Consider the following 25,807-nt stretch of genomic DNA (forward strand, 5'->3'; position numbering starts at 1 on the left):
CTTGATTTCCCGCTCTCGCACGACAATGGAGTCCCCCGAGATGAGACGACGCACCCTGCTGGCCGGCGCCCTCCTCAGCGCCGCGGCCACCTCCCTGCCGACCGCCGGCACCGCACGGGCCGCCGACCCCGGACCGTCGGTGACGAAGAAGGGCACCACGCAACTCGACGCGCAGGCCGTGTTCTTCGTGTCCTACGACGGACTCGTCAACAACAACTCGTTCCAGAAGAACGGGCTGTTGACCTACAAGGGCTACCAGTACGCCACCTGGTACACCGCCACCAGGAACGCGGTCGTCGCCCGCCGTGTCCTCGGCGGCACCACCTGGTCGACGGTCACCCTCGCGCACCAGCTCAAGACCAGCGACTCGCACAACGTCATCTCCATGGGCGTCTCCAAGGGCGACGGCCGCCTCCACCTGAACATGGACTCCCACAGCGACGGCTTCTTCTACGTGAAGTCGGTCGCCGGACTTCTCGACAACCCGTCGACCACCGCCTGGACGTCCTCCGTCTTCGGCGCCGTCCAGACCACCCTCGACGGCCTGGCGCTCACCGGCCAGTTCACCTACCCGCAGTTCGTCGCAACCCCCGAGGGCAGGCTGCAGCTCAGCTACCGGGCCGGCATCTCCGGCAACGGCCGCAACGCCCTCGCCGAGTACGACGGTTCGACCTGGACGAACCTCGGCGAATGGTCCAGCTCGACGGGGACGTACACCAGCGAGCACGGCTCCTCCACCGCCCGGAACATGTACCTGCACGGCATCGACTACGACGTCGCCGGCAGACTGCACTCCCTCTTCACCTGGCGCGAGCAGAACGGGGCGGTGATGTGCTCCAGCGGCGGCATCACCAACCACGACACCGGTTACGTGTACTCCGACGACCGCGGCCGGACCTGGCGCAACGACGCGGGCGCCGTCGTCGGCGTCACGGGCGGCTCCGACAAGGTGGCCGTCACCGACGGCGGGCTCGTCGTGGACGCGCTCAACCCGGACCACTCCCTGATGAACCAGGAGAGCCAGGCCACCGACTCCGCGGGCCGGCCGCACGCGATCATCAGCTACGTCCCGGGCCGCTTCGGCCAGTGCACCACGAACTACGTCGCCGACCGCACCGCCAACGGCCGCGCCTTCCACCTGCGCAAGAACGCCTCCGGCGGCTGGCAGAAGACGGAGATCCCGGTCGTCCTCGGCTCCAGCCAGCGCACGAAGCTGGTCCTGGACAAGTACGACAACGCCTACGCGATCTTCCCCTTCGGCCGGATCGCCGGCGCTTCCAAGGCCTCCGGGCACACCGACTGGAGGGTGCTCTTCGACGGCAGCGGACTCAACGCGTTCGGCGAGGTCGTCATCGACGAGCTACGGGTCAGGGCCGACAACGTGCTGTCGTTCATGTACCAGGAGAAGTCGAGCGGTACGACCCCCTCGGCGCTCCACGTCATCGACTTCGCGCTGCCCGCATGACCGGAGCACCGACTCGGACGGGAGCCCGACGGCATGGCGGTAATGTGAAGGCCGTCCCGCCGTGCCCCATTCACCTGGAGGTTCCCGCCTGATGGCCCAGTCGGTGGGTATCAAGGACGTCGCCCGTGCCGCCGGAGTCTCCGTCGGCACGGTGTCCAACGTCATCAACCGCCCGGACACGGTCGCCACGGAGACCCGCGCCCGGGTGCTCTCGGCGATAGACCGACTCGGGTACGTCCGCAGCGAGTCCGCCCGGCAGTTGCGCGCGGGACGCAGCCGGATCATGGGGCTGCTCGTCCTCGACATGGGCAACCCCTTCTTCGTCGACGTCGCCCGCGGCGCCGAGCGGGCCGCCCGGGACGCCGGTCTCGGCGTGATGGTCTGCAACAGCGCCGAGAGCGCGGGGGAGGAGGCCGAGTACCTGTCGCTCTTCGCCGAGCAGCGGGTGCGCGGTGTGCTGCTCACCCCGGCCGACGCCACCGGCCGCAACATCGAGTCCTTCCGCCGGCACGGCATTCCCTTCGTGCTCGTGGACCGGGTCTCGGAAGGCACGGCCGAGTGCTCGGTGTCGGTGGACGACGTGGCGGGCGGCGCGCTCGCCGTCCGGCATCTGATCGACGCCGGACATCGCTCCATCGCCTACGTCAGCGGCCCGCCCGGCTTCACCCAGGTCCGCGACCGCCGCACCGGCGCGCTGAACGCGCTGGCGGAGGCCGGTCTCGGCCCCGACAGTCTGCGCGAGTTGCCCACCGAGCGGCTCGACGTCGCCGCCGGACGCGACGCGGGCGCCCGGCTGCTCGGCCTCGCCGACCGCCCGACCGCCGTGTTCTGCGCCAACGACCTGCTCGCCCTCGGCGTCCTGCAGGCCATGTACGCGGCCGGCGTCGGAGTCCCCGACGACCTCGCCATCGTGGGCTACGACGACATCGAGTTCGCGGCCGCCGCGGCCGTCCCGCTCACCTCGGTGCGCCAGCCCGCCGTGACCATGGGCGCCCTGGCCGCCGAGATGCTGCTGGAGGAGACCGAGGAAGGCGGCTCGGGCGAGGGGGGCGGGAAGCGGGCTCACGAACACCGCCGGGTGGTGCTCCAGCCGGAGCTGGTGGTGCGCAGGTCCAGCCTGTCCGCACGGTGAGCGAATGACGGGCCGGCGTGCTGAACGCCCGTTCAGCAGCTTACTGAGCCGCCGTTCAGCACCGGGCCGAGCGTCGGTTCCGCGCCGTTCATGATCCCCCGGGCTGGGACGCCGCCCGGACATGTGCTGAACTGGGCCGCGGTCCGCACACCGATCGTCCCGGGAGCCTTCGTTGTCCGTCAGCTACCGTCAGCCCGGCGTCGTCCTCACCGACCGCCGTTTCACCGTGCCCCTCGACCACGCCGACCCCGCAGGGGAGACGATCGGGCTCTACGCCCGTGAGGTCGTCGCGAGCGACAAGGCGGACCAGGACCTGCCGTGGCTGCTCTACCTCCAGGGCGGGCCCGGCTTCGGCGCCCACCGGTTCGTCGGCAGGCCGTCCTGGCTCGGCCGCGCGCTGGAGGAGTACCGCGTCCTGCTCCTGGACCAGCGCGGCACCGGGCACTCCACCCCGGCCAACCGCCAGACGCTCCCGCTGCGCGGCGGTCCGGCCGAACAGGCCGCCTACCTCGCGCACTTCCGCGCCGACTCCATCGTCCGCGACTGCGAGCTGATCCGCCGCGAGGTCACCGGCGGCGCACCCTGGACGGTCCTCGGGCAGAGCTTCGGCGGCTTCTGCGCGGTCACGTACCTCTCCTTCGCCCCCGAGGGCCTGGCCGCGGCCCTGATCACCGGCGGGCTGCCCTCCCTGGACGCCCACGCGGACGACGTCTACCGCGCCGCCTACCCGCGCATGGAACGCAAGACCGCCGCGCACTACGCCCGCTACCCGCAGGACGTCGAGCGCGCCCGCCGCATCGCGGAGCACCTTCTGCACCACGAGGTGTCCCTCCCGAACGGCTACCGGCTGACCGTCGAGGCGTTCCAGACGCTCGGCATCCTGCTCGGCGGCGGCGAGGGCAGCCACCGACTGCACCACCTCCTCGAAGAGGCGTTCGTGACCACCCCGCGGGGTCCTGAGCTGTCCGACGCCTTCCAGGAGGAGCTGCAGGGGCAGCTCTCCTTCGCGGGACACCCCCTCTACGCCCTCGTCCACGAGGCGATCTACGGGCAGGGCGCCCGCCCCACCGACTGGTCCGCCGAGCGGGTGCGCGCCGAGTTCCCGCAGTTCGACGCCGCCAAGACGCTCACCGGCGACGGCCCGCTCCCCCTCACCGGAGAAACGATCCACCCCTGGATGTTCGAGGCCGATCCCGCTCTGCGCCCGCTGCGCGAGACCGCCGAGCTCCTCGCCGCCCGCACCGACTGGCCGACGCTGTACGACCCCGCACGGCTGGCCGCCAACGAGGTGCCGGTCGCGGCCGCGATCTACCACGACGATCTGTACGTCGACACCGCCCACTCGCTGCGCACCGCGCGGGCGATCCGGGGGCTGCGCACCTGGGTCACCGACGAGTTCGAGCACGACGGCGTCCGGGCCGGCGGCCCCCGCGTCCTGGACCGCCTGCTCGCCCTCGCCCGTGACGAGGTGTGACGACGACGTCACCGGATAGTCTGCGGGCATGACCGAGCCGACGACCCCCCAGCTCCAGCCCATGCCCGAGGACTGGCAGCGCGCCCTGGCCGTGGTGGCGCACCCGGACGACCTGGAGTACGGGTGCGCCGCGGCGATCGCCGCCTGGACCGACGCCGGCCGCAAGGTCGGCTATGTGCTGGCGACCCGCGGCGAGGCGGGCATCGACACCCTCGCCCCCGCCGAGTGCGGCCCGCTGCGCGAGCGGGAGCAGCGGGCGAGCGCGGCCGTGGTCGGCGTCTCGTCGGTCGAGTTCCTCGACCACCGCGACGGCGTCGTCGAGTACGGTCCCGCCCTGCGCCGGGACATCGCCGCCGCCATCCGCCGGCACCGTCCCGAACTCGTGATCACCCTGAACCACCGCGACACCTGGGGCGGGGTCGCCTGGAACACCCCCGACCACGTCGCCGTCGGCCGGGCCGTCCTCGACGCGGCCGGGGACGCCGGCAACCGCTGGATCTTCCCCGAACTCGTCGAGCAGGGCCTGCAGCCCTGGAACGGCGTGCGCTGGGTCGCCGTGGCCGGGTCCGCCACGCCCACCCACGCCGTGGACGCGTCCCCGGGACTGGAGCGTGCGGTGGCCTCGCTGCTGGAACACCGCGCCTACATCGAGGCGTTGACCGACGAGGCGCCGGAGGCCTACGCGAGGGGATTCCTGACCGGGACGGCGGCGTCGGTGGGGGAGAGGTTCGGCGGGCGGCCTGCCGTGGCGTTCGAGCTGTTCAACAGGTAGTCCGGCACGTCAGTAGGCTGGCGGCATGCGAGACAAGACGGTGCAGCCGGCCGACCTGCGCGGCGACTGCGAGAACTGCTTCGGACTGTGCTGCGTGGCCCTGCCCTTCGCCCGCTCCGCGGACTTCGCGATCGACAAGCCCGCCGGCAAGGCGTGCCCGAACCTGGGCCCCGGCCACCGCTGCGGCATCCACGCGAGGCTGCGGGAGTCCGGCTTCACCGGCTGCACGGTCTACGACTGCTTCGGCGCCGGGCAGAAGGTCTCCCAGGTCACCTTCGGCGGCCGGGACCGGGACACGGCCCCGCGTGCGGAGGCCCGGCGCATGCTCGAGGTGTTCCCGGTGGTCCGCCAGCTCCACGAACTCCTCTGGTATCTCACCGAGGCGCTCGCCCTCCCCGCCGCCCGCCCGATCCACGGCGAGCTGCGGCGGCTCCTGGACCGCACCGACGAACTCACCCGGCTGTCCCCGGACGAGCTGGCCGCGCTCGACGTGCCCGCCCACCGCGGCGACGTCAACGTGCTGCTGCTGAGGACCAGCGAACTGGTCCGCTCCGGCATACCCGGGCGCAGGAAGGAGCGGCGGGGCGCCGACCTGATGGGCGCCCGGCTCAAGGGGGCCGATCTGCACGGCGCGAACCTGCGCGGCGCCTGTCTGATCGCCGCCGACCTCACCGGCGCGGACCTGCGCCGAGCGGACCTGATCGGCGCCGACCTGCGCGACACCGACCTGACGGACGCCGATCTGAGCGGCGCGTTCTTCCTGACCCAGCCGCAGCTGAACGCGGCTCGGGGGAGCGCGGGCACCCGCCTGCCGGAGTCAGTCGCCCGGCCCGCGCACTGGACAGCGCGGCGCTGAGTCCGGCGCCGCACCCTCTTCGCCGACCGGATCCCCACCGGGTCGGCCGACCGGGCCGCCCGCCTGTTCCAGGGGCCCGCCGGACGGTTTGCGCGTGCGCCGCTCCAGATGCATCCGCAGCCCTTCCGGCATCAGCGTCAGCCGTTCCGTGACCCGCAGCCGGTAGTCGGGGTCCGGCCGCAGGTCGTACCGGCGCAGCAGCAGCCCCAGCACCAGCACGGCCTCGTGGAGCGCGAACTGCCGTCCGATGCAGGCCCGGGCGCCGGTGCCGAACGGCTTGTAGGTGTGCGGAGCACGCGCGCGCACGGACCGGGCGTCGAAGCGGTCGGGGTCGAAGCGTTCGGCGTCCGGCCCCCAGACCTCGGGGTCGCGGTGCAGCATGGCGGTGAGGACCAGCGCCCAGCCGCCGCGCCGCATCGGGTGCTCGCCCCCCAGCACGGTGTCCGCCCTGGCCTCGCGTGCGAACGCGGGCGCCGTCGGCCACAGCCGCAGCGCCTCGTCGAGCACCCGGCGCACATAGCGCAGTTTCGCCACCTGCTCGTAGCCGGGCACGGCCGTGTCGCCCCACACCCGGTCCACCTCGGCGCGGGCGCGGGCCGCGAGATGCGGGTTGAGGGAGAGGTAGTGCAGGGCGAAGGAGAGCGCGCCCGAGGTCGTCTCGTGGCCGGCCACCAGAAACGTGACGACCTGGCGGCGCACGTTCAGCGCCGACAGCCGTTCGCCCGTCGAGGGGTGGGCGGTGTCGAGCATCCGGTCGAGCAGGTCGCCCTCCCCGCCGCCCGCCGACCGGCGCTCCCGGACCAGATCGTCGACGGTGCGGTTGAGGAAGGCGATGTCGGCCTCGTTGCGGCGCGTGGCCCGCCGCAACAGGGCGGGGGAGGGCACGGTGTTCAGCCGCTGTGCGTAGGTGAGGGTGCCCACCATCGCGGAGACGAAGGGGTGCGGCCGTGCGCGCTCGAAGGAGCCGAAGTCGTGCCCGAAGCCGGTGCGCGCGATCGTCTCCAGGGTCAGTTTGGTCATGTCCCCGGGGACGTCCACCGCCCGGCCCGCCGCGAGTTCCGCGTCCCAGTGGCCGGTGAGACGTGCCGCCACGTCCAGCATCATCGGGTGGTAGGCGGCCATGGCCTCCCGGCTGAACCCCGGTGCCAGGACGTCGTGCGCCAACTGCCAGTTCGGCTCGTGGTTGTACGCCGTGAACAGGGCGTCCCCCACCACGGGGCGCAGGTTGGCGATGCCCAGTCCCACGTGTTTGGCGAACCGCGTCTCGTCCGCCATGTCGGCGGCCAGGGCCGCGCCCCCGACGAACACGAACTCCCGGTCGAACACCTTGCGGCGGAAGATCGGCCCCAGCTCCGCGGCGTACCGCAGGGAGTCCTGCAGGGGGGTGCGCCGGCTCGCCCCCAGGAGGTCGCCGAGGAGGGGGATCCGGTGCGGCGGATGCGGTATCCGCGCCAGTTCGGGCCAGCCGAGCTCCGCACTGCGGAAGCCCCTCGGCAGGGTGTCCGCGGGCGTCGCCCCGGCCGTCGCCGTCGGCAGCGGGGCCGCCGCGCTCCGCGGGGATCCCGTCGAGCCCGCCGGCCCGGCGCACCCCGCTGTTCCCGCAGGCTCCGCTGTTCCCGTCGTCCCCGTCTCCGCCATGACGCGATCTCCCTCGATGCAGCGGCAGGTTGAGCATGTTGTACATGGGTTCAATAGCGCGCCTCAGTCTGGTGCCGCCGTTGAACCGGCGTCAAGTAAGGTGCGGCCATGGCCGCGAACCACGGGGAGGAGCGCACCCGGCGTCGACTCAGCACCGAGGAGCGCAGGGAACAGCTCCTGTCGGTCGGTGCGCGGCTCTTCTCGGAGAGTCCGTACGACGACGTGTGGATCGAGCAGGTCGCCGAGATCGCCGGGGTCTCCCGCGGGCTGCTCTACCACTACTTCCCCACCAAGCGGGACTTCTTCGCGGCGGTCGTCGAGCGCGAGAGCGAGCGGATGCTGCGCATGACGGCGGCCGTGCCCGGCGTCCCGGTCCGCGAACAGCTCGTGTCCGGTCTCGACACCTATCTGGAGTACGTGGAGACCCACGCGCACGGCTATCGCGCGTTCCACCGTGCGGACGCCGCCGGCGACCAGGCCGTGCGCAAGGTCTACCAGCGGGCGCTCGCGGCACAGGAGCAGCAGATGCTGGCGGCCCTCGGCGCCGACCCCGAGTTCGGGCGGGTCCTGGAGGAGCGCCTCGACGTACGGCTCGCGGTGCGCGGCTGGCTGGCGTTCACGACGGCGGTCTGCCTGGAGTGGCTGCGCGGCTCCGAGCTCTCCCGCGAGCAGGTACGGGAGTTGTGCGCCAGGGCGCTGCTGGGGGTCATTTCTCCGGAGTGATCTTCTCCGGCGTTGTCCGGCCAGGTCCGGTGACGTGCTCGTCGGCAATGGTGGAGGCGAGGGCGGTGGTTGGCGCGACCTCGGATCTCCGATAGGTTAGGCAAGCCTTACCTTAGGAGGTTTCAGGATGGGTGACAGCCACAGCTGGGCCGCGGCGCCCACGGCCGCCGAGCGGGCCCGATCGGTGCTCGCCACCGCATGGTCCTGCGCGGTGACCGCGGGCGGCGAACGCGAGGAGTTCGTCGGCGCGCACACGGTCGACGACGACGGCCGGGTGGTCCTGCGCGTCCCCGAGGACAGCGCCCTGCTCACGGCGGCGATCTGCGCGCCCCACGGCGAGCCGTCCGCCGTGCTGGAGTTCGCCGACGTCGCACCCGTTCCGGTGCGCCGCCGGGTCCGCTCCCGGCTCCGGCTCGCCGGCTGGTTCACCCCCGAGGGCGACCGGCTCGCCTTCCAGGCCGCCCGCATCGTGTTCACACCGTCCACGGGCGCGGTCGTCCTCGCCCTCGACGAGTTCGCGCAGGCCCGGCCCGACCCCCTCGCCGCCGACGAGGCCCGGCTGCTCACGCATCTCGCCGACGCCCACCCGGACGCGGTGGAGCGGCTCACCCGGCTCGTCCCGCCGGACAGCCTGCACGGCGCCGTCCGCGTTCAGCCGCTCGCCGTGGACCGGCTCGGGCTGACGCTGCGCGTCGAACGCGCCCGCGCCCACGGCGACGTGCGGCTGACTTTCCACGCCCCTGCCGACGACGTCGCCCGGCTCACCGAGCGGATGCACGTCCTGCTCACCCGGGCGGCCGGCGCGTCCTGCCCGCGCGCCCTACAGCGGCAGCGCGCAGACGGCGACGGGTGAGGCGAACGGTTTGTCCGCGAGCCGGAGTTCGCCGTTCGTGCCGTCCACCCGGAAGACGTTGACCGTGCCGGATCGCTGGTTGGCGGCGAACAGCAGTCGGCCGTCCCGGGAAAGGGCGATCTGCCGCGGGAAGTCGCCCTCCACCGGCGTCGTGCCGAGCAGCCGCAGCCGCGCGCCGGCCGCTTCCACCGCGTAGCGCGCGACGGTGTTGTCGCCACGGTTGGCGAGGAAGGCGTACGCGCCGTCCGGCGTGACCGCCAGCTGCGCCGGGTAGTTGGTGTCCGCCTTCGAGCCGCTGGACTGCGGCCGCCCGATCGTCAGCCGGCCGCTCGACGGCTCGTAGGCGCACACCGTGACCGTGTCGTCGGCCTCGTTCGCCAGATAGGCGTGCCGGCCGCCGGGATGGAACGTGAGGTGGCGCGGACCTGCGCCCGTCCGGGTGTGCGCCTGGGCGACCTCGGTGAGCGTGCCCGCCTTGTCGTCCAGGCGGTAGCTGTACACGGTGTCCGTGCCGAAGTCGACGGCCAGGACGTGTCCGCCGTCCGGAGCCGTGATGAACTGGTGTGCGTGCGGCCCCTGTTGGCCCGGCCGGGGCGCAGGGCGGGTGTGCCGGACCATGTCGGTGCGCTCACCGAGCGCCCCCGAGGCGTCGATCGGGTGGACGGCCACGGTGCCCGAGCCGAAGTCGGCGCTCAGCAGCCACCGCCCGCCGGGGTGCACCGACAGATGGCACGTGGCGGCCCCGCCGGTGGCCCGGCTCCCCAGCACCTTCTCGTCGGACAGCCGCACCGCGGTCACCGCGCCCCGCTCGCGTTCGTTCACCGCGTACAGGGTTGCGCCGTCCGGGTGCACCGCCAGGTAGGACGGATCCGGCACGCCGGTGATCGTGCCCTTCCCGGTGATCCGGCCCGAGGCGCCGTCGTACGCGGCGACGCCGATGCCCTTCCCGCCGCCCTCCGCGGAGGTGTAGGTGCCCAGGTACAGCGGGCGCGCGCCGGAGCGGCTCGGCGAGGGGTGGGGCGAGGCCTTCGGTGCCGCGGACGACGACGGCTGCCGGGGAGGTGCACCCCGCCGCGCCTCCCCGACGTCGGCCGGATCGCCGTCACCGCCGCATCCGGCCAGCGCCGATCCCGCGGCCGCGCCGCCGAGCGCGCCGACGAAACGGCGCCGCGTCCAGCGTCCACGGTCCCCGGATTCCGGCGGGCCGGGGGACCCCCGTCGCGCCGCTCCCGTCCCACTGTCCATGCCCGCACCTCAGGTCGTCGTCCGCCTCCGCCGTGACAGCCACCTTCACCCGGACCGACCGGCGAACGCAAAAGCGGACGCGGAGGCCGACTCGCGCCGGGGCGCGCGTCCGGTCGCGGGTCGGCCGCGGGGACGCGCGTGCGGACGGACGTGCGGACGGACGTGCGGACGGACGTGCGGACGGACGTGCGGACGGACGTGCGGCGGGGCGCCGGGGCGCCAGGACGGCTCTGCGGATGCCCGGACCGGCGTACGGCGGGAACACGGCGGGGCGTACGGCGGTGCCGGTCCTCCCCCTGTCCCGCTCGTCGTCCTCGTCGCGTGCGTCAGTCGGCACGACGTCGGGCGGCGGCCCGGCTTCGCCGCAGCCGGCCCGGTATCCGCAGCCGCGCCCTGAGCCGGTACAGCCATGGCCGGCGCTCCCGCTGCTCCTGACTGTTGCGGTCCAGCTCCTCCAGGAGCCGGCGGGAGCGGTGCTCGGTGTCCAGCTCGTCGAGGATGCGGTCGACCTCGGTCAGGACCGCGCCGTGCAGCTGCCACTGGCGGGCGTCGTGCTGGAGCTGCTCCAGCAGCAGCTGGGCCAGCTTGTCGCGGGTGGTGGCGGCCTGGCGCAGCTCGGCGGTGAGCCGGGCCTCGGCGGCGTCCGCGTTCAGGCTGACGTGCGTGGTCACCAGCACGGCGAAGCTGACCACCGCGTCGGCGATCTCGGAGAGCACCCGCTCCACGACCTCGCCGGTCGCGGGCGGGAACAGCGGATGCGGCTCCCGCTCCTTGGCGAGGTCGGTGAGGGACCGGGCGAGCACCCGCAGCACCACCGTGCAGATCTCCAGCGTGTCCAGACCGGTGCGCAGCACCACCCGGTGCAGCAGCCCCTCCCGCACCCGGGGATTGAGCCGCAGGCTCTCCTCGGCCTGCCGCAGGGCCGCGTCCACCTCGACGATGTCGTGGTCCAGCCGGCGCGCCTCGTGCAGCCTGGCGGCCGCCTGCTCGGCCGGGGTACGGCCCGCGGCCTCCTCGCCGATGCGCAGCATCAGCTGCCGCAGCCGCCGGGCCAGCCCCTCGATCGACTCGCCGGCCTCCTCCACCCACACCGGCGGCGGCAGCAGCAGATTGCAGCCGAGGCCGACGACCGCGCCGATCAGCGTCTCCACCACCCGCGCCCACGCCGTGTCCCCGACGGTGGTGACGCCCAGCACCAGCATGGCGCTGATCGCCACCTCCGGGACGTACTCGTCGACCCGCACCAGGTGCCCCACGCCCAGCGAGGCCACGATCAGCAGCCCGAGGCTCCACCAGGTCAGACCTACCAGGAGGCTGAAGACGATGGCGACGACGACGCCCGCGACCACCGCGGTCACCCGGCGGACGCCGTTGGTGAGGGTCGCGTACAGGGTGACCTGGACGACCAGCAACGCCGTCAGCGGCGCGGTGAGCGGCAGTGCCTCGGGGCTCAGGCGCAGTGCGACGACGTAGGCGATCGAGGCCGCGGCGGCCGACCGCAGAGCCTGGAGGACGACGGGGTCCCGATGGCGCCGCACCAGCCGCACGAGCGGCGCCGCACGTTGACGTACTTCTTGCATCCCCAGACCAGTTCCCCTTCCTCACCTGCCTCGAACGTCTCTTCCGCCCCTCGCTGGTCCGGACGGCCGACCGGGCCGTGTCCCGGGCCGCCGGAGAGCCGGGGAGCCGGGGAGCCGGTCAGGCGTACCGCGCGTCGAGGAAGGCGGACAGGTTGTGCGTCGTTGGGGCGATCTGCTCCTCCAGCGTGAGGCCCTCCTCGGAGCGGCCCGCCGCGCCGCCTCGCGTGCGGTCCTCAGGGAGACCCCGCCGCCGGGGTGGAAGCGCCCGCCCGGCGACGGGCGGAGACGGCAGGGGCGTGGCTTACTCGTCGCCCGCAGGAGAAGGCGGCCAGACCCCTGCCGCCAGCACCCCCAGCGCATAGGCGCGGGCGACCAGTTCGGTCCGGTTCGCCGCGCCCTAGCGCGTGGACAGCCGCCGCAGGTGGTACGTCACCCCGTCCGGGGTGAGGCCGGTCTCGCGGGCGGCACGGGCCGTCGTGGCGCCCCCGGCGAGCAGCGCGAGGATGCGCCTCTCGACGGACGTGACCCGGACCGGGGCGTCCGCCCTGCGCGGAGCCGCCTCGCCGAGGACGCGCAGCATCACCAGCAGCGCGGGAGTCTCCTCGACGGTGTCGCTGACCGGGTCCGCCGTGAGCTCCCCGAGCCGCTCACCGCCGCCGGGGGCCCGCCAGCGCACCGCCACCTGGTAGCGCGAGCGGTGCCGAAGCCGCAGCGCCTGCGCGATCCGCTCCACCTGGTTCGACTCCCGCGGCCGGAACAGCTCCAGCACGTCCCGCCCGCGCAGGCGCCCCGGACTCGTTCCGCACTCCGCCGCCATCGCCGGATTGGCCAGCAGGACCGCGCCGTACACGTCGCACACCGCGACCGGCACCGACACCCGGTCGAAGAGCGTCAACGCACGGTTGCGCCACACCACGGCATGCTGCGCTCCCTCGCCCGGCTCGCCGCTCTCACCCATGGACGGGATGCGCCGCCTGCCAGGCCAGCCGCAGGTCCGCCTCCTCGCCCAGAACGGTGAGGAACTCGTCCAGGTCGAGGAACTCCTGCCACACGGGCCGCCCGCTCACCCGGCACAGCTCCGCCACGACCAGGTCCTCCAGGTCGGCCACCCGCTTGTTCTTCCACACCTTGTCGGCCAGGCTGACGAGCAGATCCTCCAGCCCGGCGTCCGGGCTCCCCCAGGAGGCATGGGTCGCGGCGAACCGGGCCAGGCCCGGGCTCACCCCGTGGGCCAGCAGCAGGTCCCGCCCGGCCTCCTCGTGCCGGGAGCCGGGGCCGGACAGCTCGCCGGGGTGCAGGGTCTTGCCGATGTCGTGCGTGGCCGCACCGAACAACACCGCCCACCGGTCCACCGGCGGCGCCGGATCGCGCCGTCCGACGCGGTCGAGGAGCCGGGCCGCCACGTCGTGCACGGCCCTGAGGTGAGCGACCAGCCGGGGCGGGGCGCCGATCTCGGCCAGAAGCGCCGCCACCTCCTCGGGCAGCGGGCGCAGCACGGGAGCCGAGGTCTCGCCCAGGGCGATGGACAGCACGGTCGGGACGGTGGTCATCCGACAAGCCTAATAACCGCCGGTCGCCCGCTCCCGCAACCCCTTGCCGGCCTCGCCCACTGCACGAACATGTAGTGCGACGGCACGGGCCGCCGCCGCGAGTGGATCACGCTGTACTCCGGTACGCCGTACACCCGGTACGCCTACCCCCGCACAGCGAAAGGCAGTTGTCGCGCCATGCCCCCCACCGCGCAGCGCACCCTCCGGTCCGCCGGCTCCGTCCCCGTCGCCGACATCAGCGCCACCGGCCCCGGCCGCACCCCCGTTCAGCAGGTCATGGAGCTGATGCGCGAACACGGGCCGCTGCTCGTGCGGCGGTTGCACGGCCGCGACACCCTGTTCGTCGCCGACGCGGACCTGGTCGCCGACCTCGCCGACGAACGGCGGTTCGCCAAGCACGTCGGGCCCGCTCTGGAGAACGTCCGCGAGTTCGCCGCCGACGGCCTCTTCACCGCCTACAACGACGAGCCCAACTGGGCGAAGGCGCACGACATCCTCATGCCGGCCTTCGCCCTCGGCTCCATGCGCGCCTACCACCCCGTGATGCTGAAGGTGGCGCGACGGCTCATCGACGCCTGGGACCGCGCCGCCCGGGCGGGCCGGCCGGTGAACGTCCCCGACGACATGACCCGCATGACCCTCGACACCATCGGACTCGCCGGCTTCGGCTACGACTTCGGTTCGTTCGAGCGGGACGAGCCGCACCCCTTCGTCGAGGCGATGGTCCGCTGCCTGGAGTGGAGCATGACCCGACTCGCCCGCCTCCCCGGCGAGGACCACTCGGCCGCCGACGCCGCCTTCAGGGCCGACGCGGACTACCTGGCCCGGGTCGTCGACGACGTCATCGCCGCCCGCACCGCGGACGGCGGCGAGGCCGCCGAAGCCGACGACCTCCTCGGGCTGATGCTCGCCGCCGAGCACCCGTCCGACGGCGCCACCCTCGACCTCGCCAACGTCCGCAACCAGGTCATCACCTTCCTGATCGCCGGCCACGAGACCACCTCCGGCGCGATGTCGTTCGCGCTGTACCACCTGGTCAAGGACCCCACGGCGCTCCGGCTCGTCCAGCGCGAGGTGGACGCCCTGTGGGGCGACACCGCCGACCCCGAGCCGACGTACGACGAGGTCGGCCGCCTGACCTACACCCGGCAGGTCCTCAACGAGGCGCTGCGGCTGTGGCCCACGGCGGCCGCCTTCAGCCGCGCGGCGCTCCAGGACACCCTGCTCGGCGGGCGGGTCCCGCTGAAGGCGGGGGAGTCGGTGGTCGTCCTCGCCCCGATGCTGCACCGCCAGCCCGTCTGGGGCGACAACCCCGAACTGTTCGACCCCTCCCGCTTCACGGCCGAGGCGGAGGCGGCCCGCCCGGTGCACGCCTTCAAGCCGTTCGGCACCGGCGAACGGGCCTGCATCGGACGGCAGTTCGCGCTGCACGAGGCGACCATGCTGCTGGCCGTGCTGGTCCACCGCTACCGGCCGCAGGACCACGCCGGCTACCGCCTCGCGGTGAAGGAGACCCTCACCCTCAAACCCGACGGCTTCACTCTCACGCTCGGGCTGCGCACGCCCGCCGACCGGAACCACCCCGACCTCCCCGGCGCCGCCCGGGCCGAGACCGCACAGGCCGACGGGGGTGCGCTTCCCGCCCGGGTCCGCCCCGGCTCCGGCGCCCTCTTCCTGCACGGCAGCAACTACGGCACCTGCCGTGAGTTCGCGGCCCGGCTCGCCGACGAGGCGGCCGGGATCGGCTGCGACACCGACGTGGCCCCGCTGGACGCCTACGCGGGCAGGCTCCCCGTCGACCGTCCGGTGATCGTGGTCGCCGCCTCCTACAACGGCCGCCCCACCGACGACGCCGCCGCCTTCGCCGCCTGGCTGGAGGGCGAGCACGACCTCTCCGGAGTGACGTACGCCGTCCTCGGCGTCGGCGACCGCAACTGGGCCGCCACGTACCAGCAGATGCCCGTGCGCATCGACCAACGGCTCGCCGAACTCGGCGCCGTCCGCCTCCTCGACCGCGCCGCCGCCGACGCGTCCGGCGATCTGACCGGCGCCGTGCGGGAGTTCACCACCCGGCTGCGCACCGCGCTCCTGGAGCGGTACGGCGACCCGGACGCCGTGGAACCGTCTGCCGGACCCGACGCCGGGCCCACGCCCGCCTACGAGGTCCGCACCCTGACCGGCGGTCCGCTCGACGCCCTCGCCGCCCGGCACGGGCTGGTCGCGATGCGGGTCACCGAGGCCCGCGACCTCACCGCCCCGGGCCACCCCCGCCGCAAGCGGTTCCTGCGCATCGCCCTGCCCGAGGGGACCGACTACCGCACGGCCGACCATCTCACCGTGCTCCCCGCCAACGCCCCCGGCCTCGTCACCCGCGTCGCCGCCGCGCTCGGCGTCGACCTCGACGACGTGCTGGACATCCGCCCCGGCCGTTCCCGGCGCGACACACTCGCCGTCGACCGGCCCCTGACCGTACGTCAATTGCTGACTCGTCACGTCGAGTTGCAGGAACGGCCGGGCACCGCCCAGCTCGCCGTGCTGTCCGCTGCGAACCCCTGCCCGCCCGAACGCGCCGCGCTCGCCGCCTTCCCCGAGGGCGACCCGCGCACGCTCGTCGAGGTCCTGGAAGCGTTCCCGGCCCTGCGCGGCGCCCTGGACTGGCCGCGGCTGCTGGAGCTCCTCACCCCGCTGCGTCCGCGGCACTACTCCATCTCCTCCTCGCCCGCCGTCGACCCCCGCCACGCGGACCTGATGGTCTCGCTGCTGGAGGCGCCCGCCCGGTCGGGCGAAGGCGTCTACCGGGGCACCGGCTCCGGGCATCTGGCCGGCCTCGCGCCGGGCGACACCGTGTACGCCCGGGTCCAGCCCTGCCGTGCGGCCTTCCGCGTGGACGACTCCGCGCCCGTGGTCATGGTGGCGGCCGGCACCGGCCTGGCGCCGTTCCGCGGCGCCGTCGCCGACCGCGTCGCGGCCCTCGCCGCCGGGAAACAACTGCCGCCCGCGCTCTGTTACTTCGGCTGCGACGCGCCGGACGCCGACTTCCTGCACGCCGACGAGCTGCGCGCCGCCGAGGACGCCGGCGCGGTCACGCTGCGCCCCGTCTTCAGCGCGGCCCCCGAGGACGGCATGGCGTTCGTCCAGCACCGTATCGCCGCCGAGGCCGACGAAGTGTGGCGGCTGCTGGCCGGCGGCGCCCGGGTGTACGTGTGCGGCGACGGCTCCCGGATGGCTCCCGGCGTCCGGGACGCGTTCCGTACCCTGTACCGGGAGCGCACCCCCGGCGCCGACGACTCCGCCGCCGCGGCGTGGCTCGACGAGCTGATAGCGCACGGCCGTTACCTCGAGGACGTGTACGCGGCGGGCTGACCGGAGGAAGGGGAGGGGCGCACGGTGACGGACTCCTGGGCACGGGCCCGAGGCGTGCTGGAGGCGGCGGGCATCCCGCCCGACCGCCTCGCCCGGCTCCGCCCGCTCGGCGGCGGCACCTACAACACCGTCGAGGAACTGGGCCTCACCGACGGCAGCCGCTACGTGCTCAAGGTCGAGCCCGCGGCGGTGGGCCTCAGTCACGAGAGCCGACTGCTGGTGGGCGAGGCGGAGTTCTGCCGGGGGGCCGCCGAGGCCGGGGTGGCGGTGCCGCATGTCGTGGTCCTCGACGGGCCCTGTCTGCTGATGACGCCGTGTCCGGGCGACCCCTGGGACGACTCGCTCACCGCCGCCGAACAGGTTCCGCTGCGAACGGAGTCGGGCCGTCAGGTCGCCCGGCTCCACGAGGTGACCGGCCCGGGGTTCGGCTATCCGACCGGCGCGCTCGGCCCGCTCGCCCCCGACTGGCGCACCGCGTTCACGGCGATGTTCGACGCTCTCCTCGACGACGCCCGCCACTACGGCGCCCCCCTGCCCCGCCCGGTCGACGAGGTGGCCGCGGTGGCCCGGACCGCCTATGACGCCCTCGACGAGGTGACCGTCCCCCGTCTGGTCCACTTCGACCTGTGGCCGGGCAACATCCTGGTCGACCGCGCCGGCGGCGAGCCCCGGGTCGGCGGCCTCATCGACGGCGAGCGCATGTTCTGGGGCGACCCCCTCGCGGACTTCGTGTCCCTGGCGCTGCTGGGCGACATCAGGACGGACGAGGCGTTCCTGCGGGGGTACCGCGAGGGCGGCGGGCGGGCCGTGTTCGGCGCGTCCGCCCGGGCGCGTCTGGCGCTCTACCGCGCCTACCTCTACCTGATCATGCTCACCGAGACGGTCCCGCGGGCGGCCGGCCCCGAACACCTCCGCTGGGTGCAGGAGAGGGTCGCTCCCGAGCTGGTGGCGGCGCTGGATGAGATCGCCACCGCGGACCTCTCTTAGCTCACATCGTGAACTAAGGGTTGGAGAATGTCGCGCACGCCCTCCCACGGAGGTATGTTGCAGGTCGGGCAGGGCTCGGAGGGGAGCGACATGACGGGGCGGAACGGGCGCACGGTACGCGACCTCAGGCGGGCCAACCGCACGGCCGTACTGCAACGACTCTACTTCGACGGGCCCCTCAGCCGTTTCGAGCTGGGGCCGGCCACCGGCCTGAGCTCCGGCTCGATCAGCAACGTCGTCGCCGACCTGGTCGCCGACGGACTGGTCGAGGAGGCCGGCAGCGTCGACTCCGACGGCGGCCGCCCCCGCATCCTGCTGCGGGTGGCCCCCGCCGGCGGCCACATGATCGGCGTGGACGTCGGCGAGACGCGGGTGCGGATCGAGCTGTTCGACCTCACGCTCACGGAACTCGCCCGCGCCGAAAGGCCGTTGGAGCAGAGCCGGTACGAGGTCGACGGGATCGTCGCCCATATCCGCGAGGGAGTCGCCGAGGTCCTGGCGACGGCCGGCGTCGACGCGGGGCGGCTTCTCGGGGTCGGCATAGGCGTCCCGGGCATCGTCGAGCACACCCCCGAGCGCGGGGCCGTCGTGCACGGCCAGACCATCGGCTGGGACGCCGTGCCGGTGGAGGCGCTCCTGCGCGAGGGAGCCCTCCTGCCGGAGAGCGTCCCGTACTTCATCGACAACGGCGCCAAGACGCTGGGCCAGGCCGAGATGTGGTTCGGCGGCGGCCGGGGCGCACACAGCGCGGTCGTCGTCCTGTTCGGCTCCGGCGTCGGGGCGTGCCTGGTCACGCCGGAGGTGGAACACGGCCGGGCCGTCGAATGGGGCCATCTGACGGTCCGGGTGCGGGGCCGCCGCTGCCGCTGCGGCGCCCTGGGCTGTCTGGAGGCGTACGCGGGCGCGGAGGCGCTCCTGGAACGCTGGCGCGAGCAGGGCGGCCGGCCGCCGGAGAACGTCGACGAGGAGACCGCGCTGACCGCGATGCTGACCGCCGCCTACCCCCCGGCCGGACCGGACGGCGGCCGGCCCGCCGACGGCGTGGAGACCGCCGGTGCGGGGCGGACCGCGGACCCCGTCGCACTCGCCGTGCTGGAGGAGACCGCCGAGTACCTCGGCGCCGGTCTCTCCGATCTGATCAACCTCTTCCAGCCGGAGCGCATCCTCATCGGCGGCTGGGCCGGCCTGCAGCTGGGCGCCCGCTTCCTGCCCGCCGTGCGCCGGCACGCCACCGCGTACGCGCTGCGCCACCCCGCCCAGAAGGTCACCGTCGAGCTGGGGCGGCTCGGCCCGGACGCCGTCACCGTCGGGGCGGCGATCCTCCCGCTCGCCGACTTCTTCGGCCGCGGCGGCCGACGCCCCGAGCCCGCACCCACCGGCCCGGCACCGGCCTGGCGCACGGTACTGGAGGAACGCGCCCCCCGCTGAACCCGTGGTGCGCTGCCCGTGCGGCGCGCTGTGCCCGCCTCCGCTGTCCCGGTCCGGGCGGGCGCCGTGCCCCGGGCCGTGGCCTGCGAGGCCGGTGGGTCCCACGTTTCGCCGTCCGTGCGGGAGGTACTCGCGAGTCGCCCGGACGAACGCCGTCCGGGGACCGTCGCCCGCGTTCGACGCGGTGCGACCGCGAAGGGAGGACGTCGTGGCCGAAGACCGTCTCCAGGGACCCGGCGGGAACGGTGCGCCGGTCCCGCGCGACCCGCCGGACCAACAGGCCGACGGGGGCGACGACCGCTGGGACGTCGCCGAGCCCGAGCAGTCACCGGAGGCCGCCGAGGACGTCCCCGACACCGACGAGGCGGGAACGGGCCCTCAGGGCGCCCCGCACGCGGGCAGCGGCCAGTCCGAGCACCCCGAGCCCGAAGAGCCGACCGCCTGACCACCGCCGTCCGGGGACACCCGGCCGTGGGGTGGCCGGGCGCCCGCGGCCGGGTGTCAGCTCGCCTTGCGGCCCTGGAGGGGGTCGGTCGGGGCGCCCGCTCCCTCGCGCAGGCCGAACAGGAACTCTTCCAGTACTTCCGGCGCCGTGTGCTCGGGGCGCCAGCCGAGTTCGACGCGGGCGCGGGTGCAGTCCATCAGGGGGAGCCGCAGGACCGCGTCGAAGAGGTGGGGTGAGGCGGGCAGGAGGTGCAGGTTCCAGGCCGCGGCGATCGCCGTGCGCGCAGCCGTGCGGGGCAGCCGCAGCGGTTGGGCGCCGAACATCTCGCCCAGCAGCTTCGCGTCCACGGCCGGCTCGGCTGCCAGGTTGAACGGGCCGCGCACCTCGGTGCGCAGGGCGAGCCGATAGGCCTCGGCGGCGTCGTCGGTGTGCAGCGTCTGCATCCGCAGCCCGGGCACGTCCGGCAGGAAGGGCAGCAGTTCGGGGCGGGCGAGCGGGCCGGGCAGGAACCTCCCGCCGAAGATGCGCCGCTGCTCGCTCGCCGACTCCCGCTTGAACAGGAACGCGGGCCGCATCCGCACCACCCGGGTCTGCGGACGGTCACGTTCGAAGATGTCCAGGGCGCGTTCCAGGTAGGCCTTCTCCCGGCAGTAGGCGGCGTCCGGCCAGCCGTGCGTGGGCCAGGACTCGTCCACCGGCCGGTCCTTCGGGCCCGGCGAGTACGCACCCACCGAGGACGCATGGACCAGCACGGGCACCTGCGCGGCGGCCACGGCCTCGAACACGCGCAGGCTGCCGAGGACGTTCGTCCGCCAGGTAGCCGCCGGGTCGTGGGTGGGCTGGAACGCCCACGCCAGATGCACCACGGCGTCTGCGCCCTGGAACACGGCCGCGAGATCCGACCGTTCGGAGGCCAGGTCGACGGCCGTCCAGTCGGTCTTGCGCGGGGACCAGTCCGGGATCCGTCGCGCCAGCCCGCGGACCGAGGCGACCTCCGGATCCTCGGACAGACGACGCACCACACTCGTGCCGACGTTGCCGGTGGCGCCCGTGACCACGATGTTGCTGCCCGTTGCGCTGCTCACCTTCGGCTCCTCTCGGGGTCCTGGGGGAGCCGACCGAGTACCCGGCCCGCACCGGCGCACGCGGCCCCGGTCCCGGGCACCTGACCTCGGAGGTAATCGACCCCCGCGGCCCGGGCGGCGAGCATGGACGACGTCACCGTTCACCGCATCCCGCACGCACCGCAGGAGGACGTCCATGCCGTACTTCACGAGCCCCGTCGACGGCGCCCGGCTGCACCACATCGACTACGGCCCGGCCGACGGGCCGGTGATCGTCTTCGTGAACAGCCTGTATTTCGGGTCCGAGATGTGGGAGTACCAGATGCTGCCGCTGGCGCGGGAGGGCCACCGCTGCGTCGGCTTCGACCGGCGCGGCCACGGCCGTTCGGACGACGTCTGGGGCGGGTTCGACCTGGACAGCCTGGCCGACGACGTCCAGGGCCTGCTGGACCACCTCGACCTGCGGGAGGTGACCCTGGTGGGCCACTCGGTCGGCGCGGCCGAGGCCGTCCGCTGTCTGACCCGGCACGGCGCCGACCGGGTGGCCCGGGTGGCGCTGGTCGCCGGCATGACGCCCGGTCCCGCCCGGTCGGCGAACCACCCCGAGGGCGTCGACCCGGAAGTGATGCTGGCCGGCGTCGAGGCCTTCCGGCGCGACCGCTCCGCGTTCTTCGCCGACGGGGCCCGCGCCTTCTTCGCCCTGGACCGCCCGGGCAACGACCTCTCCGCGGCATACGTGCAGACCATGATCCGGCGCTGCCACGGGTCCACGGCTCGCGCCGGCGTCGCCGTCGGCGAGCTGATCGCCGCCCTCGACGTCGCACCCGAACTGGCCGCGCTCGACCTGCCCGTGCTCGTCGTGCACGGCACCCACGACACCTCCGGGCCGCTCGAGCTGACGGGCCGCCGCGCCGCCGCCCTCGCCCCGAACTCCACCCTGGAGGTGTACGAGGACGCCGGTCACGGCCTCTTCGCGACCCACGCCGACCGGCTCACCGCCGATCTGCGCAAGTTCGCGGCGGGAGTGAGCCGGACTATCCCTGAGCCGGGAAGGCGTTCACGCCCGTGAGCTCGGCGGACAGCTCCCACAGTCGCGCCGCCTGCTCCGGGTCCGTCGCCCAGTCCCTGACACCGGACCGGACGTCGCCGTCGACGGCGGGCTCGGCGACGTCGCAGTCCTCCAGGTAGAGACCGCCCATGCCGGCCAGCTGCGGCGAGGTCGCCGCCCAGACCTGGGTGGCCGCGCCCTGCTCGGGGGACTTGAAGCCGGGCTGGTCGATCACGTTGCCGTCCTCGTCGATCCAGCCGCGCTCCACCATCTCCTCCTTGGGGATGTGGCGCTGGAGGGGCGTGATGATCCCGCCGGGGTGCAGCGAGAAGGCCCGGACGCCCCGGTCCCGGGCGAGCCGGTCGAGGTGGACGGCGAAGAGCGCGTTCGCGGTCTTCGCCTGGCCGTAGGCCTCCCACTTGTCGTAGCCCTGCTGCCAGTGGACGTCGTCCCAGCGCACGCCGGAGAAGTGGTGGCCGCGCGAGGACACCGAGACCACGCGGGCCCCGCCGGGCTCGATCGCGGACCACAGCCGGTTCACGAGCGCGAAGTGCCCGAGGTGGTTGGTCGCGAACTGGGCCTCCCAGCCGGGCCCGACGCGGGTCTCGGGGCAGGCCATGACGCCGGCGTTGCCGATGAAGAGGTCGACGGTGCGGCCGGAGGCGAGGAAGCGGTCGGCGAAGCCGCGCACGCTGTCCAGGTCGGCGAGGTCGAGCTCGTCGACCTCGACGCCGTCGATGCCCTGCACGGCCTCCCGTGCGGTGTCCGGGCGGCGGGCGGGGACGACGACGCGGGCGCCGGCCCTGGTGAGCGAGCGGGTGGTCTCCAGGCCCAGCCCGGAGTAGCCGCCGGTGACGATCGCGAGCTGTCCGCTCAGGTCGATGCCGGCGAGGACGTCGTCGGCGGTGCTGTGGGCGTCGAACCCCGAACCGATCTTGTGCTGTGCAGTGCTCATGTCCGAGACGCTACGAATTGAAGTGCGCTCGAAGTCAAGCGCGTACCGCGTTTCGCGCAGTCCGCGCGCCCGGACAGGGAGAAGCCCCGACCGGACGGGGGAATCACGGTCGGGGCGGTCTGTGCGTGGGCGCGGACGGCGGTCGCCTCTCGGCGAGACGCTCCACAGGGCTTCAGCCGGACGATCGTCCCTGTGGGCAGAAGGTGAGGCCCGGGGACACTGTCCCGTCCACACCCACGGTTGGTTCAACGGGTAACTACCTATGCGTGTTCCCCGGTTCGCCGCGGCAAGCGGTGACGTCCGTCACCTCATGCCAGCGGACTCGTCGTCAGGGAGGCCAGGAGGTCGGCCGGGTCGTCGTAGACGGCTTCCGCGCCCGCCTCCAGCAGGTCTGCCCGGGGAATGCCGCCGCAGAGGACGCCCACGCAGCGCACCCCGGCCCGGCGGCCGGCCTGCATGTCCCACACGGTGTCGCCGACGAACACGGCCTGCTCGGCGGGGGCGCCGGCCAGCTCCAGGGCGTGCTGCACCGGCTCCGGCGCGGGCTTGCCCTCCTCGACGTCGTCGGCGCTGGCCGTCGCGGCGATGACGTCGTCCGCGTCGATGGCGGCGCGCAGGGCCGACAGCTCGGGCCCGCTCGCCGAGGTGGCGAGCACGACCGTCCAGCCGTCGCCGTGCAGCCGGCGCAGCAGCGAACCGGCGTCCCGCAGCGGCGGCAGCCGGTCGAAGTACTGTCCGTACAGGGCTTTGTGGGCGGCGCTGAGTTCCGCGTCCTCGTCCTTGTCCCGGTCGTCGCCGAGCAGGCGGGCGATGAGGTCCTCGGATCCGAGCCCCACGGCCCGCAGCACGGCGTGCATCGGCACCCGGTGGCCCGCCTGCCGGAAGGCCTCCCACCAGGTGACGACATGCAGGTGGTTGGTGTCGACGAGGGTGCCGTCGACGTCGAACACGGCGGCGCGAGTCATCTGAGTCCCTTCTCCTTCTGCGGGTACCTCTGCGTACCCCGGGCGATACCCCCGAGTACCACCTCACGGGCCGGTCACGCCCGCCGGCACCCGGCCCTCCCGCGTCCAGGCCAGCAGGTCGGCCAGGGGCCAGGCGGTCACGATCCGCTCTACGGGCACCTCGCACTCCTCGGCCCGCGCGCAGCCCAGGATCTGCCAGTCCAGCTGGCCGGGCGCGTGCGCGTCGGTGTCGACCGAGAACAGCACACCGGCCGCCAGGGCCCGGCGCAGCAGCCGGCGCGGCGGGTCGAGCCGCTCGGGCCGGCTGTTGATCTCCACCGCGGTGCCCGACTCGGCGCACGCCGCGAACACCTCGTCCGCGTCGAACTCCGACTCGGGCCGCCCCCGCCCGGTCACCAGCCGCCCGGTGCAGTGGCCGAGGATGTCGGCGTGCGGATCGCGCACGGCGTTCACCATGCGGCGTGTCATCGCCCGGGAGTCCATCCGCAGCTTGGAGTGCACGGACACCACCACCACGTCGAGCCGGTCCAGCAGCTCGGGTTCCTGGTCCAGCGACCCGTCGTCGAGGATGTCGCACTCGATGCCGGTCAGCAGCCGGAAGGGCGCCCAGGTGGCGTTGAGCTCCTCGACCACCTCCAGCTGGCGGCGCAACCGCTCGGGGGACAGCCCGCGGGCCACCGTCAGGCGTGGCGAGTGATCGGTGAGCACGGCCCACTCATGACCGAGCGCGGCCGCGGCCCGGCCCATCTCCTCGATGGGGCTGCCGCCGTCCGACCAGTCGGAGTGGACATGGCAGTCGCCGCGCAGCAGAGCGCGCAGCCCGGCCCCCGCGCCGTCCGTCAGGGGCCGTCCGGCCTCCTCCTCCAGCTTCTCCAGGTAGGACGGCGTCCGGCCGGCGAGCGCCTCGCTCGCCACCTGCGCGGTCTTCGGGCCCACGCCCTTCAGCGACTCCAGCGTCCCGGCCGCCGCCCGCTGCTCGACCTCCGCCGAGGTCAGTCGTGCCAGCACCCGGGCCGCGGTCCGGAAGGCCCGCACACGGTACGTCGGCGCCAGGGACCGCTCCAGCAGGAAGGCGATCCGGTCCAGTGCCTCGACGGGATCCATCGCCACCTCCTGGCTCCAGAGTTCCCCACCGGCGCCCCGACCGCACGACGAGCGGAGCGGCCTTCCCGGCGGGGGACGTTCGATGATTCATACCGGTGCGTTCCGCTCTACCCTCTATGTCATGAGCGAAATCGCGAGCCTGCGCGTCTCCCGGCCGCGGATCATGGTGCTCGGAGTACAGCCGGGCCCCGCGCCGTTCCGCATCGTGGAAATCGATGCCGAGGTGGTCGGCGAGGCGAGGGACGTGACCGACGTCCTCCAGATCGCCGCCGCCTTCGGCATCACGGTCCACGACCTCGACGACCCGGACACCGTGCGCTGGGTGGGCGGGGACAAGTACACCTGGAAGCCGCACTGAGCGGCGCCCCCGCTGCCCGTCCCGCGCCGCCTCACACGCGCTGCTTGCGCGCGTGCACCGCGCGGCTCACCCTGCGCCCCAGGAGCAGGTAGCCGATCAGGGCGCCCGTGGTGTTGAGGATGACGTCGTCGATGTCGAAGGCGCGTCCGGTCACCAGCGCACCCTGGGCGAACTCCACGAGCAGCATGACGGTCGCGGTCAGCAGCAGCACTCGCACCAACCCGCGCGCCCGGGGCGCGACGACCGGCACCAGCACCCCGAAGGGCACGCCGAGCAGCAGGTTTCCGCCGATCTGCTTCACCGCGTCGCGCAGCGCCGGCTGGTCCAGGTAGGCCCGCAGCGAGTCGCCGGGGCGCAGGTTGGAGTGCACCAGCGCCGCCGACGCCGGCGACGGCTCCAGGGTGATGCGGGCCAGGGCGACGGCGAACGCCACCATGAACGCGAACGCCACCAGCATCGCCAGCAGCCGGAGCGGGAACGGCAGTGGCCGGTGCTCGGGACGCGCCGACTCCGCCTCCGCGGCCCTCTCTGCCTTCCTGGCCCTGCGCGAGCTCCCCGCTCTCCGGGCCCGCTGTGCTCGGTCCGGCTCGGCGGGCTCGGGTGCGGCTGTCTTGCCGGTGCGCAGGCGGAACGTGGTGAGCGGACGTAGCGCTGCACGGGCCATGCGGTCCTCCAGTGTTCAACATCCGGGCGTCGTAGGGCGATTACCCTCGAACGGCCCGGGGATGCGGGCGGACGGCTCCGGGGCTCTCCCGCGGCCGTCACGTCCGCCGCGGTCGCCCGCGCGTCCGCCCGCCACGGC

Annotated in this window: 22 protein-coding genes and 1 pseudogene; 13 read left to right on the top strand and 10 right to left on the bottom strand. The window is 73.9% G+C overall.

From position 1 onward, the window contains the following. Positions 1 to 40: 40 nt before the first annotated feature. The 5 genes from BG482_RS10730 to BG482_RS10750 all read left to right on the top strand — a co-directional run bounded on the left by BG482_RS10730 (position 41) and on the right by BG482_RS10750 (position 5,699). Positions 41 to 1,465 (top strand): BNR repeat-containing protein, encoded by a 1,425-nt coding sequence (locus BG482_RS10730; protein WP_069768715.1) that lies wholly within the window; start codon positions 41 to 43, stop codon positions 1,463 to 1,465. Positions 1,466 to 1,556: 91 nt separating this feature from the next. Beyond that, entirely contained in the window at positions 1,557 to 2,597 is a 1,041-nt protein-coding gene (locus BG482_RS10735; RefSeq protein WP_069768716.1) for a LacI family DNA-binding transcriptional regulator, read from the top strand. Between the two features lie 172 nt (positions 2,598 to 2,769). Continuing rightward, positions 2,770 to 4,071: an alpha/beta fold hydrolase gene (locus BG482_RS10740; protein ID WP_069768717.1), complete on the top strand. Its 1,302-nt coding sequence runs from the start codon at positions 2,770 to 2,772 to the stop codon at positions 4,069 to 4,071. 28 nt (positions 4,072 to 4,099) lie between these two features. Further along, positions 4,100 to 4,843, top strand: coding sequence for a PIG-L deacetylase family protein (locus BG482_RS10745; RefSeq protein WP_069768718.1), 744 nt, complete (start codon positions 4,100 to 4,102; stop codon positions 4,841 to 4,843). Between the two features lie 25 nt (positions 4,844 to 4,868). Beyond that, entirely contained in the window at positions 4,869 to 5,699 is an 831-nt protein-coding gene (locus tag BG482_RS10750) for a pentapeptide repeat-containing protein (RefSeq protein WP_069768719.1), read from the top strand. On the opposite strand, the gene BG482_RS10755 is transcribed toward BG482_RS10750, so the two are convergent. After that, a complete protein-coding gene (locus BG482_RS10755) occupies positions 5,661 to 7,337 on the bottom strand; it encodes a cytochrome P450 (protein ID WP_079141731.1) in 1,677 nt (558 codons plus the stop codon). The genes BG482_RS10750 and BG482_RS10755 overlap by 39 nt on opposite strands. Positions 7,338 to 7,445: 108 nt before the next feature. Here BG482_RS10755 and BG482_RS10760 point away from each other — a divergent pair, with 108 nt between their 5' ends. Both BG482_RS10760 and BG482_RS10765 read left to right on the top strand, forming a co-directional pair. Further along, positions 7,446 to 8,060: a TetR/AcrR family transcriptional regulator gene (locus BG482_RS10760; RefSeq protein WP_069768720.1), complete on the top strand. Its 615-nt coding sequence runs from the start codon at positions 7,446 to 7,448 to the stop codon at positions 8,058 to 8,060. Positions 8,061 to 8,187: 127 nt separating this feature from the next. Next, complete coding sequence (locus BG482_RS10765) at positions 8,188 to 8,913, top strand: DUF2470 domain-containing protein (protein ID WP_069768721.1); 726 nt, start codon at positions 8,188 to 8,190, stop codon at positions 8,911 to 8,913. Here the strand turns inward: BG482_RS10765 and BG482_RS10770 are convergent. The 4 genes and pseudogenes from BG482_RS10770 to BG482_RS10785 all read right to left on the bottom strand — a co-directional run bounded on the left by BG482_RS10770 (position 8,881) and on the right by BG482_RS10785 (position 13,288). Next, positions 8,881 to 10,158: a lactonase family protein gene (locus tag BG482_RS10770; protein WP_079141732.1), complete on the bottom strand. Its 1,278-nt coding sequence runs from the start codon at positions 10,156 to 10,158 to the stop codon at positions 8,881 to 8,883. The two genes, BG482_RS10765 and BG482_RS10770, sit on opposite strands and share 33 nt — an antisense overlap. 326 nt (positions 10,159 to 10,484) lie before the next feature. Beyond that, the gene (locus tag BG482_RS10775; protein WP_069768722.1) at positions 10,485 to 11,738 is read right to left on the bottom strand and encodes an aromatic acid exporter family protein; all 1,254 of its coding nucleotides are present in this window, start codon (positions 11,736 to 11,738) and stop codon (positions 10,485 to 10,487) included. Between the two features lie 301 nt (positions 11,739 to 12,039). Further along, a pseudogene (locus BG482_RS10780) lies at positions 12,040 to 12,696 on the bottom strand (PAS domain S-box protein). Beyond that, the gene (locus tag BG482_RS10785) at positions 12,689 to 13,288 is read right to left on the bottom strand and encodes an HD domain-containing protein (protein ID WP_069768723.1); all 600 of its coding nucleotides are present in this window, start codon (positions 13,286 to 13,288) and stop codon (positions 12,689 to 12,691) included. Before BG482_RS10785 ends, BG482_RS10780 begins: the two are co-directional and overlap by 8 nt. A gap of 177 nt (positions 13,289 to 13,465) precedes the next feature. Here BG482_RS10785 and BG482_RS10790 point away from each other — a divergent pair, with 177 nt between their 5' ends. The 4 genes from BG482_RS10790 (at position 13,466) to BG482_RS10805 (ending at position 19,511) form a co-directional block, all read left to right on the top strand. Continuing rightward, entirely contained in the window at positions 13,466 to 16,651 is a 3,186-nt protein-coding gene (locus tag BG482_RS10790; RefSeq protein WP_069768724.1) for a bifunctional cytochrome P450/NADPH--P450 reductase, read from the top strand. A gap of 24 nt (positions 16,652 to 16,675) precedes the next feature. Further along, a complete protein-coding gene (locus BG482_RS10795) occupies positions 16,676 to 17,638 on the top strand; it encodes a phosphotransferase family protein (protein WP_069768725.1) in 963 nt (320 codons plus the stop codon). A 90-nt stretch (positions 17,639 to 17,728) separates the two neighbouring features. Beyond that, positions 17,729 to 19,066 carry an ROK family transcriptional regulator gene (locus tag BG482_RS10800; RefSeq protein WP_069768806.1) on the top strand — a complete coding sequence of 446 codons (1,338 nt, stop codon included), beginning with the start codon at positions 17,729 to 17,731 and terminating at the stop codon, positions 19,064 to 19,066. A gap of 208 nt (positions 19,067 to 19,274) precedes the next feature. Next, complete coding sequence (locus BG482_RS10805) at positions 19,275 to 19,511, top strand: hypothetical protein (protein WP_069768726.1); 237 nt, start codon at positions 19,275 to 19,277, stop codon at positions 19,509 to 19,511. 56 nt (positions 19,512 to 19,567) lie between these two features. Here BG482_RS10805 and BG482_RS10810 read toward each other — a convergent pair whose 3' ends face one another. Further along, on the bottom strand, positions 19,568 to 20,596 hold the full coding sequence (locus BG482_RS10810) for an SDR family oxidoreductase (protein ID WP_069768727.1): 1,029 nt from the start codon (positions 20,594 to 20,596) through the stop codon (positions 19,568 to 19,570). Between the two features lie 175 nt (positions 20,597 to 20,771). Between BG482_RS10810 and BG482_RS10815 the strand changes: the two genes are divergently transcribed. Further along, the gene (locus BG482_RS10815) at positions 20,772 to 21,644 is read left to right on the top strand and encodes an alpha/beta fold hydrolase (protein WP_069768728.1); all 873 of its coding nucleotides are present in this window, start codon (positions 20,772 to 20,774) and stop codon (positions 21,642 to 21,644) included. On the opposite strand, the gene BG482_RS10820 is transcribed toward BG482_RS10815, so the two are convergent. The 3 genes from BG482_RS10820 to BG482_RS10830 all read right to left on the bottom strand — a co-directional run bounded on the left by BG482_RS10820 (position 21,610) and on the right by BG482_RS10830 (position 24,647). Further along, positions 21,610 to 22,578 (bottom strand): SDR family NAD(P)-dependent oxidoreductase, encoded by a 969-nt coding sequence (locus BG482_RS10820; RefSeq protein WP_069768729.1) that lies wholly within the window; start codon positions 22,576 to 22,578, stop codon positions 21,610 to 21,612. The genes BG482_RS10815 and BG482_RS10820 overlap by 35 nt on opposite strands. Positions 22,579 to 22,886: 308 nt before the next feature. After that, entirely contained in the window at positions 22,887 to 23,543 is a 657-nt protein-coding gene (locus tag BG482_RS10825; RefSeq protein ID WP_069768730.1) for an HAD family hydrolase, read from the bottom strand. 63 nt (positions 23,544 to 23,606) lie between these two features. Further along, positions 23,607 to 24,647, bottom strand: a complete 1,041-nt coding sequence (locus tag BG482_RS10830) for a PHP domain-containing protein (RefSeq protein WP_069768731.1) — start codon at positions 24,645 to 24,647, stop codon at positions 23,607 to 23,609. A 121-nt stretch (positions 24,648 to 24,768) separates the two neighbouring features. Between BG482_RS10830 and BG482_RS10835 the strand changes: the two genes are divergently transcribed. Beyond that, positions 24,769 to 25,005 carry a hypothetical protein gene (locus BG482_RS10835; protein WP_069768732.1) on the top strand — a complete coding sequence of 79 codons (237 nt, stop codon included), beginning with the start codon at positions 24,769 to 24,771 and terminating at the stop codon, positions 25,003 to 25,005. Positions 25,006 to 25,036: 31 nt separating this feature from the next. Here BG482_RS10835 and BG482_RS10840 read toward each other — a convergent pair whose 3' ends face one another. Continuing rightward, positions 25,037 to 25,669: a VanZ family protein gene (locus tag BG482_RS10840; protein ID WP_176741344.1), complete on the bottom strand. Its 633-nt coding sequence runs from the start codon at positions 25,667 to 25,669 to the stop codon at positions 25,037 to 25,039. Positions 25,670 to 25,807 lie beyond the last annotated feature (138 nt).

The sequence above is a fragment of the Streptomyces sp. LUP30 genome (assembly GCF_001746365.1).
In the GTDB taxonomy this organism is placed as follows: Bacteria; Actinomycetota; Actinomycetes; order Streptomycetales; family Streptomycetaceae; genus Streptomyces.

Bases quoted from the DNA above. Each gene is read 5' to 3' on its own strand.
- BG482_RS10790 (WP_069768724.1), top strand. From the start codon at position 13,466: ATGCCCCCCACCGCGCAGCGCACCCTCCGGTCCGCCGGCTCCGTCCCC.
- BG482_RS10785 (WP_069768723.1), bottom strand. From the start codon at position 13,288: ATGACCACCGTCCCGACCGTGCTGTCCATCGCCCTGGGCGAGACCTCG.
- BG482_RS10830 (WP_069768731.1), bottom strand. From the start codon at position 24,647: ATGGATCCCGTCGAGGCACTGGACCGGATCGCCTTCCTGCTGGAGCGG.
- BG482_RS10745 (WP_069768718.1), top strand. From the start codon at position 4,100: ATGACCGAGCCGACGACCCCCCAGCTCCAGCCCATGCCCGAGGACTGG.
- BG482_RS10765 (WP_069768721.1), top strand. From the start codon at position 8,188: ATGGGTGACAGCCACAGCTGGGCCGCGGCGCCCACGGCCGCCGAGCGG.
- BG482_RS10835 (WP_069768732.1), top strand. From the start codon at position 24,769: ATGAGCGAAATCGCGAGCCTGCGCGTCTCCCGGCCGCGGATCATGGTG.
- BG482_RS10750 (WP_069768719.1), top strand. From the start codon at position 4,869: ATGCGAGACAAGACGGTGCAGCCGGCCGACCTGCGCGGCGACTGCGAG.
- BG482_RS10775 (WP_069768722.1), bottom strand. From the start codon at position 11,738: ATGCAAGAAGTACGTCAACGTGCGGCGCCGCTCGTGCGGCTGGTGCGG.
- BG482_RS10755 (WP_079141731.1), bottom strand. From the start codon at position 7,337: ATGGCGGAGACGGGGACGACGGGAACAGCGGAGCCTGCGGGAACAGCG.
- BG482_RS10840 (WP_176741344.1), bottom strand. From the start codon at position 25,669: ATGGCCCGTGCAGCGCTACGTCCGCTCACCACGTTCCGCCTGCGCACC.
- BG482_RS10760 (WP_069768720.1), top strand. From the start codon at position 7,446: ATGGCCGCGAACCACGGGGAGGAGCGCACCCGGCGTCGACTCAGCACC.
- BG482_RS10730 (WP_069768715.1), top strand. From the start codon at position 41: ATGAGACGACGCACCCTGCTGGCCGGCGCCCTCCTCAGCGCCGCGGCC.
- BG482_RS10815 (WP_069768728.1), top strand. From the start codon at position 20,772: ATGCCGTACTTCACGAGCCCCGTCGACGGCGCCCGGCTGCACCACATC.
- BG482_RS10825 (WP_069768730.1), bottom strand. From the start codon at position 23,543: ATGACTCGCGCCGCCGTGTTCGACGTCGACGGCACCCTCGTCGACACC.
- BG482_RS10820 (WP_069768729.1), bottom strand. From the start codon at position 22,578: ATGAGCACTGCACAGCACAAGATCGGTTCGGGGTTCGACGCCCACAGC.
- BG482_RS10800 (WP_069768806.1), top strand. From the start codon at position 17,729: ATGACGGGGCGGAACGGGCGCACGGTACGCGACCTCAGGCGGGCCAAC.
- BG482_RS10770 (WP_079141732.1), bottom strand. From the start codon at position 10,158: ATGGACAGTGGGACGGGAGCGGCGCGACGGGGGTCCCCCGGCCCGCCG.
- BG482_RS10735 (WP_069768716.1), top strand. From the start codon at position 1,557: ATGGCCCAGTCGGTGGGTATCAAGGACGTCGCCCGTGCCGCCGGAGTC.